Raw genomic sequence first — 14649 nt, forward strand, 5'->3', positions numbered from 1 at the left:
CTCCAGGGTGCCTCGGGTCGCGGTGGCTCGTCTTGTACGATCCGGGGCGACATGACACCCGTCCGCGACAACGCCGAGACCTCGCCGCCCGCGGCGGACCAGCTCCTCGCCGCCCTCAGCCCCGCCATGGTCGCGCTCATGGACGAGCTGCCGGACACGATGTTCTGCGCGAAGGACGTCACGGGCCGGTACGTCGCGGTCAACCCGGTGTTCGTCGCGCGCACGAACGAGCGCTCGCGCCGCGCGGTGCTGGGCCGACGCGCGCGCGACCTGTTCGTCGCGCAGCTCGCCGAGCGCTACGAGCAGCAGGACGCCGAGGTGCTGCGCGGGCGCGCGCTGCGCGGCGAGCTCGAGCGCATCCGGCGGCTCGGCGGCACGTCGGGCTGGTTCCTCACGTCCAAGCTCCCCGTGCACGACGACGCCGGTCACCTCGTGGGGATCGTCTCCGTCTCGCACGACCTGCGCGCGGGCGCGGCGGACGACGCGACGATGGACTCCCTCGCCGCGCTCGTCGCCGCGGTCGAGGCGGACCTCGGGGCGCGCTGGACGACGGCGCGGCTCGCCGAGGCGGCGGGGTGCACGCCCGCGGTGCTCGACCGGCGCGTGCGGCGCGTGTACGGCGTGACGCCGCGCCAGCTCGTGCTGCGCACCCGGGTCGACCACGCGACACGCCTGCTCGCGGGGAGCGCCGTGTCGATCGGTGACGTCGCGGCGGCGAGCGGGTTCTACGACCAGCCGTCGTTCACGCGCACGTTCGCGCGCCTCGCGGGCGAGACCCCGGCCCAGTACCGGCGCCGCACCCGCCGCTGACCTCCACCCGCCCGACGGCGAGGGCGCCCGCGGTGGCGAGGGACGGCGTCGGGCACGGAGACTGACGGCATGACCTCCGCAGACCTTGCCCCCGTCCCCGCGGTCGAGCTGCCCGGCGGCACGATGCCCCTGCTCGGCCTCGGCACCTGGCAGTCCGAGGGCGACGACGCCTACCGCGCCGTGCGCCACGCGCTCGACGTGGGCTACCGGCACGTCGACACCGCGACGGGCTACGGCAACGAGGCGCAGGTGGGGCGCGCGCTCGCCGACTCGTCCGTCGACCGCGCCGACGTGTTCGTCACGACCAAGCTCCCGCCGGACGCCGCGGGCCGCGAGCGCGAGACGCTCGAGGCGTCGCTGCGCGACCTCGGCACGGACCACGTCGACCTGTGGCTCATCCACTGGCCGCCGGCGGGCGAGGCGTCGCCGTGGGTGTGGGAGCGGTTCGTCGCGCTGCGCGACGAGGGCAAGGTCCGCTCGATCGGGGTGAGCAACTACTCCGTCGAGCAGGTCGACGTGCTGTCCGAGCAGGTCGGCGAGACGCCCGCCGTCGACCAGATCCCGTGGAGCCCGGCCGACTACGACCACCGGGTCGTGCACGAGCTCGCGCAGCGCGGCGTCGTGCTCGAGGGGTACAGCCCGTTCAAGCGCACCGACCTCGACGCGCCGGTCCTGGCGGAGGTCGCGGCGGCGCACGGCGTCACCCCCGCGCAGGTCGTGCTGCGCTGGCACCTCGACCACGGGTTCGTGGTCATCCCGAAGTCCGTGACGCCGGAGCGGATCGAGGTGAACTTCCGGGTGACCGGGTTCTCCCTCACCGCCGACGAGCTCGCGGCGGTCGACGCGCTCGGGCACCGCCGGGGCGCGTGAGGGGCGAGCGACCGCGCCGGGGGTAGCGTGACCCTCGGTGCCGCACACCCCCGCGGCACCGAGGAGAACCTCGAACCGGAGGAACCGTGACGACGACGTCCGTGCCGCCCGCCACCACGAGCGACGGCCCCACCCCGACCGACAGCACCGATCTCCCCCGCGGCACACGCCGCTCCCCCGACGCCGGGACCCCGGCGTCCGCGCTCGACACCGCGCACGCGCAGCTCGCCGGCGCGGTCCGCTTCCTCGGCTACGACGACGGCCTGCACGAGATGCTCGCGACCCCGCGCCGCGAGGTGAACGTGGCCGTGCCGCTGCGGCGCGACGACGGCCGCACCGTCCTGTTCCACGGCTACCGCGTGCAGCACAACGTCTCGCGCGGTCCGGGCAAGGGCGGCCTGCGGTACGCGCCGAGCGTCGACATCGACGAGGTCCGCGCGCTCGCCATGTGGATGACGTGGAAGTGCGCCCTCGTGGACCTGCCGTACGGCGGCGCGAAGGGCGGCGTCGCGATCGACCCGCGCTCCTACTCCGACGCGGAGCTCGAGCGCGTCACGCGCCGCTACACGTCGGAGATCATGCCGGTCATCGGGCCCGAGCGGGACATCATGGCGCCCGACATGGGCACGAGCGAGCGGACCATGGCCTGGGTCATGGACACCTACTCCGTCAACCAGGGCTACACGATCCCAGCGGTCGTGACGGGCAAGCCCATCACCGTGGGCGGGTCGCTCGGTCGCACGACGGCGACGAGCGCCGGGGTCGTGCACGTCACCGCCGCGGCGCTCGAGGAGGCGGGCGTGCCGCTGTCCGACGTGCGCGTCGCCGTCCAGGGCTTCGGCAAGGTCGGGTCGCACGCGGCCGCGATCTTCGCCGCCCGCGGCGCGCGCGTCGTGGCGGTCTCCGACCAGTACGGCGGGCTGCACGCCCCGGACGGGCTCGACGTGCGGGCGCTGGTCGAGCACGTCGCCGCGACGGGGAGCGTCGTGGGCTTCGACCGGGCCGACCCGGTGGACAACGACGCGCTGCTCGCGCTCGACGTCGACGTGCTCGTCCCGGCCGCGGTCGAGGGCGTGCTCGACGGCGACACCGCCCGGACCGTGCGCGCGCGCTGGGTCGTCGAGGGCGCCAACGGCCCGACGACCGCCGAGGGCGACCGCGTGCTCGCGAAGAACGGCGTGACCGTGGTGCCGGACGTGCTCGCGAACGCGGGCGGCGTCGTCGTCTCCTACTTCGAGTGGGTCCAGGCGAACCAGGCGTACTGGTGGACCGCGGACGAGATCGGCGACAAGCTCGAGCACCGCATGCTCCACGCCTACGAGGAGGTCGCGGGTCTCGCGCGCCGCGAGGACCTCAGCCTGCGCGACGCGGCGCTCGTCATCGGCGTCCAGCGCGTAGCGGAGGCCCACCAGATCCGAGGCCTCTACCCCTGACGGACCAGACTCGGCCCCGCCGAGCACGGGGTCCGCGACCGTCCTGGGCTCGATCCGGTCGCGGAGCCCGTGCTCGGCGGGTGATCAGGGGCGTGGCCGGCGGGTTGTCGCCAGGAGCGCCGACAGGAGGGCGATCGCGGATGCTGCGACGGCGGCCCAGGCGACGGTGTGGTTGACCAGCTCGCCCTGGAACCGGCCGACGGCGATCCACGCGAGGCCCCACGACATCGCGAGGCCGATGCCGAGCACGACCGCACGGCGACCGGCGGCGAACACGGCCCACGCGACCGAGAGGGCGGCGGCCGCCGCGACGAGCACGACCGACCAGACCGTCGCGCCGAGGCCGAGCTCGCCGACGCCCGCGTCGGTGAGTGCCGCGGCGACGTTCGCGAGCGTCGCGACGCTCACCCAGCCGGTGTACAGGCCCATCGTCCCGTCGAGCACGACGGCCTGCGCCGTCGACTCGGGCCGACGGCGCACGAGCCGCACGACGACCACCGCGTCGACGGCGAGCAGCGCCGCGATGACGACGACGCTCAGCGGCACCCACCCGGCCTGCACGACACCGATCCACGCGGCGTTGAGGACCATGGACACCAGGACCCACCACGCGGTCGCGCGCAGGCGCGGGCTCGTCGCGTGCCGCGGCAGCACCTGGTAGACGGCGAACGCGAAGAGGCCGAGGTAGATCACCGACCAGATGCGGAACGCCGGGTTGTCGGGCGCGACGGGCGTCGCGGTCGAGGACAGCGCTCCCCCGGCGGTCTGCTCGACGGACGTGCCGCCGAAGGCGCCCGCGCCGTACGCGGCGGCCCCGGCCGCGACGAGCGACCCGACGAGGACGACGACCTGGCGGACCCGGTCGGAGGGAGCGGGGGCGCGGACGCTTCCCGCGGGGACGGCGGCTGCGGTGGTCATGCCTCCAGCCTGACATCACTCAGCATGCTGAGCATGTCGGGGCGCCACCGCTCCCCGCGGAGAAGGTGGCCGCTCCCCCGCCGAGAACGACCCTGCTCCCCGCCGAGAGCGACTCTGGTGTCGGTATCGCGGGGATACCGACACCAGAGTCGTTCTCGGCCGCAGGCCCGGGCTTGCCGGGCGGGCGGGAGCGAGGGTGGGGGGTCAGGCCAGGGGCTGGCGGTCCGCCCAGTCGGCGAGGGTGGTGCGCGGGCCCGTGAAGAACGGGACCTCCTCGCGCACGTGGCGGCGCGCCTCGGTCGCGCGCAGCTCGCGCATGAGGTCGACGATGCGGTGCAGCTCGTCGGCCTCGAACGCGAGGATCCACTCGTAGTCGCCGAGGGCGAACGACGCGACCGTGTTGGCCCGCACGTCCGGGTAGTCCTTCGCCGCGAGGCCGTGGTCGCGCAGCATGGTGCGGCGCTCGGCGTCGGGCAGGAGGTACCAGTCGTACGAGCGCACGAACGGGTAGACCGACAGGTAGTCGCGCGGCTCCTCGCCCGCGAGGAACGCGGGCACGTGCCCCCGGTTGAACTCCGCCGGGCGGTGCAGCGCCACGTTCGACCACACGGGCTCGAGGTGCGCGCCCAGACCGCTCGCGCGCAGGTGCTGGTAGGCACGCTGCACCGACTCGACCGTCGGGCCGTGCCACCACACCATGAGGTCGGCGTCCGAGCGCAGGCCCGCGACGTCGTACCAGCCGCGCACGACGAGGTCGCCGTCCGTCGCGGACGGGTCGTCGCCGCCGCCGACGGCGGTCAGCGCGTCGGCCACGAGGCCCGCGCGCTCGTCCGCGTCGGCGGGCAGGGGCGCCGCCGTCGCGAAGACGGACCACATCGCGTAGCGGATGGTGGTGTTGATCTGCTCGTGGTCCGCGGGTACGCGCGCGGCGTCGTTCATCGGGGTTCCTCTCGGGTCCGTGCGGGGGTGTCCGCCGGGGTTCAGCTGTGGATGTCCGTGCTGCACAGCGCCGGGACGCCGCTCGGCTCGCCGTCGCGGCGCAGGCAGCAGCCCGGCGCGCACACCGAGCGGAACGGGGGCAGCGCGCCGACCGTGGCCTGCTCGACGTCCTCGCCGCGCGCGAGCGCCGCGCGCTCGACGAGCAGGTCGACGAGACCGCGCACGAACGGCTCGCGCGTGCTCACGGTGCCCGCGCGGACCGCGGTCATCCCGAGCTCCGTCGCCGTCTCCATCGCCTCGGTGTCGAGGTCGTACGCGACCTCCATGTGGTCGGAGACGAAGCCGATCGGCGACAGCACGACGTCGCGGACGCCGTCCTGCGCGAGGGCCTCCAGGTGGTCGTTCACGTCGGGCTCGAGCCACGGCTGGCTCGGCGGGCCGGACCGCGAGCAGTACGCGAGGTCCCACGCGACGTCGTGGCCCAGGCGCGCCGAGACCTCCGCGGCGATGACGCGCGCGAGGTCGAGGTGCTGCTCGGAGTACGTCGCGAACGAGATGCGCGACGCCGCCTCCATCGTGTCCGGGATGGAGTGCGTGACGAACACGAGCCGCGCGGCCGCGCCGTCGCCGCCCTTGTCCGCGAGCGCCGCGTAGCCGTCGAGCACCGCGTCGACGTTCGCCTGCGCGAAGCCCGGGTGGTTGAAGTAGGAGCGCACCTTGTCGAACTGCACGCCCGTGGAGCCGTCGGGGCCGAGCTGGCCGCGCCCGTCGAGCACGACCGCGAGGTCCTCGCGGTACTGGCGGCAGCCCGAGTACGACGAGTACGCGGACGTCACGAGCGCGACGGCGTTCTTCGCGCCCAGCGCCTCGAGCTCGTCGATCGCGTCGGTCGTGTACGGCTCCCAGTTGCGGTTGCCCCACACGACGGGCAGCTCGGCGCCGCGGCGCGCGAGCTCGGCCTCGATCGCCGCCTTGAGCGCGAGGTTCTGCTCGTTGATGGGGCTCTTGCCGCCGAAGCCGTAGTAGTGCTCGCCGACCTCCTCGAGGCGCGAGTCCGGGATGCCCTTGCCCGCGGTGACGTTGCGCAGGAACGGCACGACGTCCTCGGGCTTGTTGGGCCCGCCGAACGAGTACAGCAGCAGCGCGTCGTACGGGCGCAGGTCGGGCGCAGGGCCGGGGTCGACGGCGCTCGCGGGGGTGGCGGCGGGCTCGACGGGCTCAGCGGCCCGGCCCGTGTCGGCAGTGACGTCCTGGGGGGAGAACGGGGGCATGCTCCCGATCATGGCACCCGCTCCTGAGCCCGCTCGTCCGGAAGCGGGCACCTCGGACGTGACATTGACGGGACAGAGTGTCACCTCGTCCCTCGCGACGACGGTCGCGCCCTAGACTCGGGCCGCTCGTCCCTCGGGCCGCGCCGTGGGCACCGACGCCCGCGCACGAGCCGCCCGAGCCGACCACGTGGAGGTGGAGCCGTGCCGCTCCCGGAGATCACCGAGCGCGTGCCGCTCACGCGCCCCGACGGCCGCCTCGACCGCCGGGCCGTCGGCTGGGCCCGCCGGCCTCTCGTCGACACCGACGCGATCGGGCGGCGCGGCGCGGGCGGCCCGCGCCGGTTCGGCCGGAACAAGCGCTGGGAGTACTGGGGCGTGACCACCCCGACGCACGTCCTCGCCCTCACCGTCTCCTCGATCGACTACGCCGCGGTGCACGAGGTGTGGGTCCTGGACCGGGAGTCGGGCCGGACGTGGGGTGCCGGCGCGACCGTGGTGCCGGCGCGCGGCGTCGAGCTCCCCGGCACGCTGGGCGACGGCCCGGCGCGCGCCCGGGCGAGGAACCTCGCGATCGACCTCGACGAGGTCGACGGCGGCACGCGCCTGCGGGCGCGCACGCGCGACGTCTCGTTCGACGTCGTCGCCACGCTGCCGCCGGGTCACGAGCGGCTCGCGGTGGTGGTCCCGTGGAGCGACACGCGGTTCCAGTACACGGTCAAGGACGTGGCCCGCCCGGCGCACGGGACGCTGTGGGTCGACGGCCGGACGGTCGACGTGCCGGCCGGGTCGTCGTGGGCCGTGCTCGACCACGGGCGCGGCCGCTGGCCGTACGACGTCCGGTGGAACTGGGGCGCGGGCTCGGGCGAGAGCCACGGCCGGGTCGTCGGGATCCAGGTGGGCGGCCGCTGGACGGTCGGCACGGGCTCGACCGAGAACGCGGTCCTCGTCGACGGGCGCCTCCACCACCTCCCCGACGAGCTCGGGTGGGACTACGACCTCGCCGACCCGGACCGGCCGTGGCGCGTCAGCGGCGGCGGCCTGGACGCGACGTTCGTGCCCTTCCACACGAAGGTCACGCGCACGCACCTCGGGGTCGTCTCGTCGTCGACCGACCAGTGCTTCGGGCACTGGTCGGGCACGTTCACCCCGCCGGCCGCGCCGGGAGCGGGCGGCACCCCGCCCGCGCCGGTGCGGTTCGACGGGCTCGTCGGCTGGGCCGAGGAGGTCCACAACCGCTGGTGACCGCCCCGCACCCCGGCCCGGCTTGCCAGTCCCCCGCCCCTGCCTAGCGTGGGGAGCGTCCCGACGGCACCGACGCCGTCGGGCGTGCCCCGCGACGACGGCGACCCGTCCGCGGCGGCCGTGCCGGCACCGGAGCCGGCGCCGGTGGGAAAGGGGAGTCTCATGCAGGCACGACGAGGACGGTTCAGCGCGGGGACGACGGGGGTCGCGGCCGCCGCGGCGCTCGTGATGCTCCTGCCGCTCGGCGGCGGAGGCGAGCGCGGCGACGACCGGGGCGGCGACCGCGGCGGCGGCCAGGGCCACGGGAACGACCGCGCCCGCAACGTCATCTTCATCCAGGGCGACGGGCTCGGGCTCTCGCACCGCGAGCTCATCCGGCTCGCGACGGTCGGCAAGGACGGGCAGCTCGCGATGGACTCGCTCGAGCACGCCGGGTGGACCACGACGGACTCGGCCGACCCCGAGGAGGCCGTCACGGACTCCGCGGCGGGCGCCACGGCGTTCGCGTCCGGGGTCCGGACGTACAACGGGGCGGTGGGCGTCGACGTCGACGGCAACCCGGTCCCGACGCTCCTCGAGGCGGCCCGGGACGCGGGCAAGGCCACCGGGCTCGTCACGACGGCGCAGGTCACCGACGCGACGCCCGCGGCGTTCGGCGCGCACGTGCCTGACCGCGGCGACCAGAGCGAGATCGCGCGCCAGCTCCTGGAGGGCTCGCGGCCCGACGTCGTCCTCGGCGGCGGCGAGGACTGGTGGTACCCGGCGGGCGACCCCGGCGCGTGGGAGGACAACCCCGCCAAGGACCCGACCGAGCAGAGCAAGGGGACGAAGGGGAACCTCGTCGAGCGCGCGCAGGACCTCGGGTACACGTACGTGAGCGACGCCGAGGGGCTCGCGGACGCGCGCGGGCGCAAGCTGCTCGGCCTGTTCGCGAACGAGGAGATGTTCGAGCAGCGCAACGAGGGCGAGGGCGACCTGTACGAGCCGGAGGTGCCGCTCGTCGACATGACGGCCAAGGCGCTCGACGTGCTGTCGCGCGACCGCGACGGGTTCTTCCTGCTCGTCGAGGAGGAGGGCGTGGACGAGTTCGCGCACCGCTCCAACGCGACGCGCACGATCCAGGCCGGGCAGGCGCTCGACGAGACCGTCGCGCTGGCGCTGGAGTTCCAGGAGCGGAACCGGGACACGCTCGTGCTCGTCGTGGGCGACCACGCGACGGGCGGGCTCGCGATCGAGAACGTCGACCCCGCGGACGAGGGCGGCGAGGGCGCGACGGCCGAGGACGGCCCGTTCGACCTCGCGGGCTCCGACCTGCAGCTCACGGTCGACTGGACGACGGGCGGCCACACGGGCGAGGCGACGCCGATCACCGCGCAGGGCCCGGGCGCCGCACGGCTCGCGGGCGCGCAGCGCAACACCGACGTCCACGACGCCGTCCTGCGCGCGATGCAGGGCCGCGGTCGCGGCTGAGCCCCGGGGCCGCACGGCCCCGCGCCGCCGACCACGGGCCTGGCGCCGCCGAGCACGGGGTAGGCGACCGGAATCGTCTCGATCCGGTCGCCGACCCCGTGTTCGACGGAGAGGTGGGGGCGGAGAAGGGGGGTGCGGGTGGGGACCGGGGGGGCAGGGCGCTGGGGTCAGCCCTTGACCGCTCCTCCGAGGCCGGCGCCCTGGAGGAACATGCGCTGGAAGACGAGGAACAGGCCGACGGGGATGAGGGTCGAGATCGCGAGCGCGGCGAGGAAGACGCCGAGGTCGGTCGACGCCTCGATGGACGGCAGGCGCACGGACAGCGGCTGGATCGCCGGGTCCTTGAGCACGAGCAGCGGCCAGAGGAAGTCCTTCCAGGCCGCGATGACCGCGAACACCGAGACGACGCCGACGATCGGGCGCGACATCGGCAGCACGACCGACCAGAACAGGCGGTACGGCCCGGCGCCGTCCATGCGCGCGGCCTCGAACACCTCGCGCGGGAGGCTGTCGAAGAACCGCTGGACGAGCAGCACGTTGAACGCGCTCGCGCCCGCGGGCAGCCACACGGCCCAGAAGCTGTTGATGAGCGAGCGCCCCAGCAGCGGCGGGTCGAGGATCGTCAGGTACAGCGGGACGAGCAGGACGATCGCGGGCACGAACATCGTCGACAGCACGAGCGCCTGCACGACCTTCCCGTACCGCGGGCGCAGCACGGACAGCGCGTAGCCGCCCGTCGTCGCGACGAGGATCTGCGACGCCCACGACCCGACCGCGAGCCAGATCGTGTTGAGGAAGTACCGGCTGACCTGGACGTCGTTCCACGCCTTGTCGAGGTTGTCCCACGCGATGCCGTTCGGGAAGACGGCCATCGGCGTGCGCAGGATGTCCTGCGTCGGGGTCACGGCGTACTTCGCGAGCAGCAGCATCGGGCCGAGGCCCGCGACGACGAGGACCACGAGCAGCAGGACGTGGGTCGTGCCCATCCCCCACCGCACCGACGGGCGGCGCCAGTCCGCCTCGGAGAGCGCGCCGCGGTCCTCGACGCCGTCGAGCGCCTTGCGGCGGCGCGCGCGCAGCCGTCGGCGGTCCGCCTCGCGCCGGGTGCGGCTCGCCTCCGCGGCGCGGCGAGCGGTGCCCGCCGGGTCGTCGGCGGCGTCCGTCGCCGCCGCGGAGTCCTGCGAGACGACGCCGATCTCGCTCGGGTTGTCGGTGGGCGAGAGGGTCATGACGTGCTCCAGGACCGGGTGAGCCGGAAGTAGAGGACCGAGAAGACGGCGAGGACGGCGGCGAGCATGATCGACAGCGCGGTCGCGGCCCCGTAGTCGCCGCCCAGGCTGTTCTGGAAGGCGTAGCGGTAGATGAGCAGCAGGATCGTCAGGGTCGCGTTGTTCGGCCCGCCGCCGGTGAAGAGGTAGGGCTCGAGGAAGACCTGCGCCGTGCCGATCACCTGGAGGATCAGGGTGATGAACAGGACGCCGCGCAGCGCGGGCAGCGTGACGTGCCAGATCTTGCGCCACAGCCCGGCGCCGTCGACCTCGGACGCGTCGTAGAGCTCGGGCGGCACGCTCGTGAGCGCCGCGAGGTAGATGATGATCGTCCCGCCCGCGCCGGCCCACGTGGCCGCGAGCACGAGCGAGGGCATCGCCGTCGAGGCGTCCTGGAGCCACGGGTACGGGCCGAGCCCGACCCAGCCGAGGATCGTGTTGAACACGCCCGTCGGGCTGCCGTTGTAGAAGAACTTCCACAGCAGCACCGCGACGACCGGCGGCACGACGACCGGCAGGTACGCGAGCGCGGAGTACAGCCCGCGCGCCCGGCGGACCTCGCGCATGAGCACCGCGGCGACGAGCGGGATCGGGTAGCCGAACAGCAGCGCGAGGAACGCGAAGTAGAGCGTGTTCTTCACGGCCTTGCCCAGGAGCGGGTCGCTGAGCACCTGGCGGAAGTTGTCGAGCCCGACGAACGTCGGGTCGCTCACGAGGTTCGTCTCCTGGAAGCTCATGATCACCGCGCGCACGATCGGGAACCACGAGAAGACGCCGAAGACGAGGATCAGCGGGAGCAGGAACACGAGGTTGCTCAGGCCGCCGCCGCGGAACCACGTCACGGGGCTGCGGCGTCGGCCGCCGCGGTCGGCCCGCGCGTGCGAGGCGGGTCCCCGTCGCGGCGGGGCGGTGGTGGCGGTCACGGGCGGACGTCCTTCGGTGCGGTGGGAGGTGCCCGACGACGCGAGGTGCGTCGCGCCGTCGGGCACCGGCGGGGTACGGATCGGCCGGCGGGGGGCGCCGCCGGCCGACCCGGGTCTGCGAGCCGGGACGCGCGGACGGTGTGCCCGCCCGCCCAGACGGGCGTCAGCCCTGGTCGAGCAGGGCCTGCGCCTCGGTGTTCGCCTGCTCCAGCAGCGCGTCCACGTCGGCGTTCTCGTCGGTGAGGACGGCCTGGACGACGGGGTCGAGCAGGGCGTAGATCTCCTGCGTCTTCTGCGACGGCTCACCCACGAGCGGCAGGTCGAACATCGTGTCCGTGTAGCTCGTCATCTGGTCGAGCGGGACGTTGATGTAGTCCTTGATCCACTCCTGGTTCTGCTGGTACTGCTCCGGGGAGAACATCGGCAGGACCGGGGTGCCGACGGGCTGGTCGTTCGCGACGAGCGTCTCGGCGTCGGCGACGGCGCGCTTCTCGTCGACGAGCTTGCCGAGGTAGAAGAAGTCGATCCACTTGATCGCGGCCTCCTTCTTCGCCTCGTCCACGTCCGCCGGCATCGCGGCGAGCGTGCCGCCGGTGAGGACGCCCGCGTCGTCGCCCTCGAGCGGGAGCGCCGCGAGGCCGTAGGTGGCGGGGTCGATCGCGTTCGTCTGGACGAGCGACGTGAAGACGTCCGAGCCCGACGTGTACATGGCGACCTGGCCCGCGGCGAACGCCTGGTTCATGGTCCCCCAGTCGAGGAGGAAGTTGCTCCCGAGGGAGTTGTCCTCCCAGCGCATGGCCTGGAGCCACTCGAGCGCTTCCTTGGTGCCGTCGTTCGTGAGCGTCGACGTGGCGGTGCCGTCGTCGGCGACCTCCTGCGTCCGACCGCCGCGCGCGAACGTGTTGACCGTGAGCTGCCAGCCGCCCGTGTTGTTCTGCGACATCTGCATGTAGCCCGCGACGCCCGGGTTGGCGTCCGCGATCTTCTTCGCGTCCTCGCGGACCTCGTCCCACGTGGTCGGCGGCTGGTCGGGGTCGAGCCCGGCGGACTCGAACAGCTCCCGGTTGTAGTGCAGGCCCACGCCGTACACGTTCTTCGCGGGGATCGCGTAGACGTGGCCGTCGGAGCCCGTCCCGGCCTCGAGGATCGCCGGGTTGAACTTGTCGGCGTACGGCAGGGTCCGGAACTGCTCGTCGAGATCGGCGAGCTGGCCGTTCTCGACGAGCGTCTTGGCGTCGGTGAAGGGGATCTCGAAGACGTCGGGCAGCGTGCCGCCGGCGAGCTGCGGGGCGAACGTCGTCGCCTTCCACTCGTACTCCTCCGGCTGCACGTCGATGTCCGGGTTCGCGGCCTCGAACTCCTCGACCTGCGCGTTGAAGGCGTCGATCGCCTCCTGCTCGGAGCCCGGCAGGAGGGACACCACCTTGAGGGTGACCTTCCCGTCGCCGCCCGAGCCGCTGCTCTCGTCGTCGCTGCCCGAGCCGCCGCTCGAGCACGCGGCGAGCGTGCTGAACGCGAGCGCCCCCGCGAGGGTGAGGGCGGTCGCCTGACGTGTGGACTTCATCGTCGCTCCTGGGTTCCGGTGGTGCTGGGTGGGTTACGGGGTGCTGGGTAGCGGGTGCGGGTCGTGGGGCCGGGGCCCCGCGGCCCGGGTTCTCGTGGCGGTCGCCGCGGTCAGGCCCGGAGCCAGACGGCGGTGTCGGTGGGCAGGCGCGCCGCGCCCGGCGCGTCGCTCGCGCGGGACACGCTCCCGGGCGCGTCGCTGCGCAGGAGGACCTCGGCGTCCGCGGGGAGCGGGACGTCGTCGGGCCCGAGGTTGACGACGCACGCGACCGCGCGGCCGTCGCCGTCGCCGTCTCGCGGGGCGTCGCGGACGAAGGCGAGCACGTCGTCGCCGAGCACGACCCCGCCGAGGGAGTCGAGCCAGCGGAACCCGCCGGCCCGGAGCGCGGGCTCGGCCCGGCGGGTCGCGAGGACGCGCCGGTAGAGCGTGAGCACCGAGGTCTCGTCGCCGGTCTGCGCCTCGACGGAGAGCTCGCCCCAGCCGCGCGGCTGGGGCAGCCACGGCTGCGCCCCGCCGTCGGGCCCGAAGCCGTGGCTCGTGCCGCCGCGCGTCCACGGGAGCGGGACGCGGCAGCCGTCGCGGCCCGGGTCGACGCCGCCGGACCGCGCGTGCATCGGGTCCTGGATCGCGTCGAGCGGGAGGTCCTCCACCTCGGGCAGCCCGAGCTCGTCGCCCTGGTAGAGGTACAGCGAGCCCGGCAGCGCGGCGGAGAGCAGCGCGGCCGCGCGGGCCCGACGCCGCCCGGTCGCCAGGTCCGTCGGCGTGCCGAACCGCTTGGTGGCGAACGCGAACGAGCTGTCCTCGCGCCCGTAGCGCGTCACGGGTCGGGTCACGTCGTGGTTCGACAGGACCCAGGTCGCGGGGGCGGCGACCGGCGCGTGCGCGTCGAGCGTGGTCTGGACCGACTCGCGCAGCGCCTTCGCGTCCCACGGGCGGGCCATGAAGTCGAAGTTGAACGCCGTGTGCATCTCGTCCGGGCGCAGGTACCGGGCGAACCGCTCCCGGTCCGCGAGCCAGACCTCGCCCACGAGCACGCGCGGCTCGTCGTACGCGTCGGCGACGGCGCGCCAGCCGCGGTAGATGTCGTGCAGCTCGTCGCGGTCGACGTGCGGGTGCTCGCCCGGGCCGGGGTGGTCCGCGACCTCGGGCAGCGCGGGGTCCTTGACGAGCTGCGCCGCCGAGTCGATGCGGATGCCCGCGGCGCCGCGGTCGAACCAGAACCGCAGGATGTCCTCGTGCTCGCGGCGCACGTCGGGGTGGTCCCAGTTGAGGTCGGGCTGCTCGGGCGCGAACACGTGGAGGTACCACTCGCCGGGCGTACCGTCGGGGTTCGTCGTGCGCGTCCACGTGCCGCCCTGGAACTCCGAGACCCAGTGGGTCGGGACCTGCGACCCGTCCTCGCCCCGGCCCGGGTGGAACCAGAAGCGCTCGCGCTCGGGCGAGCCGGGGCCGGCCGCGAGGGCCGCGCGGAACCACTCGTGCTCGGACGAGACGTGGTTCGGGACGACGTCGACGATCGTGCGGATGCCGAGCGCGCGGGCCTCCGCGATGAGCTGCTCGGCCTCGGCGAGCGTGCCGAACTGCGGGTCGATCGCGCGGTAGTCGGCGACGTCGTAGCCGCCGTCCGCGAGCGGGGACACGTACCAGGGGGTGAACCAGATCGCGTCGACGCCGAGGTCGCGCAGGTAGCCGAGGCGCTGGCGCACGCCTGCGAGGTCACCGGTCCCGTCGCCGTTCCCGTCCGCGAAGCTGCGCACGTACACCTGGTAGATCACGGCGCTGCGCCACCAGTCGGGCGACGAGGCCGCCGGCCGTGCCGCCGCCGCGGGGGCCGCGTCGGGGGTGGGCGCGCCGTCGGCGGCTCGGGGGTGGTCGTTGCTCACCGCGTCCTCTTCCGTGAGTGCGTGGCCGGTGGTCGGGGCGGTCGCCCCGTCGGTCGGC

The 14649-nt window shown here is 74.3% G+C and carries 12 protein-coding genes; 5 read left to right on the top strand and 7 right to left on the bottom strand.

Translation table 11 applies throughout. The features are described 5' to 3' along the window. Positions 1-51: 51 nt before the first annotated feature. From GWJ10_RS15115 to GWJ10_RS15125, 3 genes are all read left to right on the top strand, one after another. Positions 52-810, top strand: a complete 759-nt coding sequence (locus tag GWJ10_RS15115; protein ID WP_163188322.1) for a helix-turn-helix domain-containing protein — start codon at positions 52-54, stop codon at positions 808-810. 69 nt (positions 811-879) lie between these two features. Then, the gene (locus GWJ10_RS15120; RefSeq protein ID WP_163188324.1) at positions 880-1680 is read left to right on the top strand and encodes an aldo/keto reductase; all 801 of its coding nucleotides are present in this window, start codon (positions 880-882) and stop codon (positions 1678-1680) included. An 86-nt stretch (positions 1681-1766) separates the two neighbouring features. Further along, complete coding sequence (locus GWJ10_RS15125; RefSeq protein ID WP_241005839.1) at positions 1767-3113, top strand: Glu/Leu/Phe/Val dehydrogenase; 1347 nt, start codon at positions 1767-1769, stop codon at positions 3111-3113. An 84-nt stretch (positions 3114-3197) separates the two neighbouring features. On the opposite strand, the gene GWJ10_RS15130 is transcribed toward GWJ10_RS15125, so the two are convergent. The 3 genes from GWJ10_RS15130 to GWJ10_RS15140 form a co-directional block, all read right to left on the bottom strand. Beyond that, positions 3198-4031 carry a tryptophan-rich sensory protein gene (locus tag GWJ10_RS15130; protein ID WP_163188326.1) on the bottom strand — a complete coding sequence of 278 codons (834 nt, stop codon included), beginning with the start codon at positions 4029-4031 and terminating at the stop codon, positions 3198-3200. Positions 4032-4235: 204 nt separating this feature from the next. Next, complete coding sequence (gene hemQ, locus GWJ10_RS15135; RefSeq protein WP_043653352.1) at positions 4236-4970, bottom strand: hydrogen peroxide-dependent heme synthase; 735 nt, start codon at positions 4968-4970, stop codon at positions 4236-4238. 41 nt (positions 4971-5011) lie between these two features. Continuing rightward, on the bottom strand, positions 5012-6241 hold the full coding sequence (locus tag GWJ10_RS15140; protein WP_163188328.1) for a ferrochelatase: 1230 nt from the start codon (positions 6239-6241) through the stop codon (positions 5012-5014). 201 nt (positions 6242-6442) lie between these two features. On the opposite strand from GWJ10_RS15140, the gene GWJ10_RS15145 reads away from it, so the two are divergent. Together GWJ10_RS15145 and GWJ10_RS15150 are read left to right on the top strand one after the other, a co-directional pair. Then, positions 6443-7483: a DUF2804 domain-containing protein gene (locus GWJ10_RS15145; protein ID WP_163188329.1), complete on the top strand. Its 1041-nt coding sequence runs from the start codon at positions 6443-6445 to the stop codon at positions 7481-7483. A gap of 162 nt (positions 7484-7645) precedes the next feature. Then, complete coding sequence (locus tag GWJ10_RS15150; RefSeq protein ID WP_241005840.1) at positions 7646-8953, top strand: alkaline phosphatase; 1308 nt, start codon at positions 7646-7648, stop codon at positions 8951-8953. A 167-nt stretch (positions 8954-9120) separates the two neighbouring features. Here the strand turns inward: GWJ10_RS15150 and GWJ10_RS15155 are convergent, their stop codons facing one another. From GWJ10_RS15155 to GWJ10_RS15170, 4 genes are all read right to left on the bottom strand, one after another. Beyond that, positions 9121-10182 (bottom strand): carbohydrate ABC transporter permease, encoded by a 1062-nt coding sequence (locus tag GWJ10_RS15155; RefSeq protein WP_081599886.1) that lies wholly within the window; start codon positions 10180-10182, stop codon positions 9121-9123. Continuing rightward, entirely contained in the window at positions 10179-11063 is an 885-nt protein-coding gene (locus tag GWJ10_RS15160) for a sugar ABC transporter permease (RefSeq protein ID WP_076406070.1), read from the bottom strand. Before GWJ10_RS15160 ends, GWJ10_RS15155 begins: the two co-directional genes overlap by 4 nt. 244 nt (positions 11064-11307) lie before the next feature. After that, positions 11308-12708, bottom strand: a complete 1401-nt coding sequence (locus tag GWJ10_RS15165; protein ID WP_021483402.1) for an extracellular solute-binding protein — start codon at positions 12706-12708, stop codon at positions 11308-11310. Positions 12709-12818: 110 nt separating this feature from the next. Next, positions 12819-14483, bottom strand: coding sequence for a glycoside hydrolase family 13 protein (locus GWJ10_RS15170; protein ID WP_241005851.1), 1665 nt, complete (start codon positions 14481-14483; stop codon positions 12819-12821). Positions 14484-14649: the final 166 nt, after the last annotated feature.

This window comes from Cellulosimicrobium sp. SL-1 (assembly GCF_011033075.1).
GTDB classification, from domain to species: domain Bacteria; phylum Actinomycetota; class Actinomycetes; order Actinomycetales; family Cellulomonadaceae; genus Cellulosimicrobium; species Cellulosimicrobium funkei.

Bases quoted from the DNA above. Each gene is read 5' to 3' on its own strand.
- GWJ10_RS15115 (WP_163188322.1), top strand. From the start codon at position 52: ATGACACCCGTCCGCGACAACGCCGAGACCTCGCCGCCCGCGGCGGAC.
- GWJ10_RS15120 (WP_163188324.1), top strand. From the start codon at position 880: ATGACCTCCGCAGACCTTGCCCCCGTCCCCGCGGTCGAGCTGCCCGGC.
- GWJ10_RS15130 (WP_163188326.1), bottom strand. From the start codon at position 4,031: ATGACCACCGCAGCCGCCGTCCCCGCGGGAAGCGTCCGCGCCCCCGCT.
- hemQ (WP_043653352.1), bottom strand. From the start codon at position 4,970: ATGAACGACGCCGCGCGCGTACCCGCGGACCACGAGCAGATCAACACC.
- GWJ10_RS15140 (WP_163188328.1), bottom strand. From the start codon at position 6,241: ATGCCCCCGTTCTCCCCCCAGGACGTCACTGCCGACACGGGCCGGGCC.
- GWJ10_RS15150 (WP_241005840.1), top strand. From the start codon at position 7,646: ATGCAGGCACGACGAGGACGGTTCAGCGCGGGGACGACGGGGGTCGCG.
- GWJ10_RS15155 (WP_081599886.1), bottom strand. From the start codon at position 10,182: ATGACCCTCTCGCCCACCGACAACCCGAGCGAGATCGGCGTCGTCTCG.
- GWJ10_RS15165 (WP_021483402.1), bottom strand. From the start codon at position 12,708: ATGAAGTCCACACGTCAGGCGACCGCCCTCACCCTCGCGGGGGCGCTC.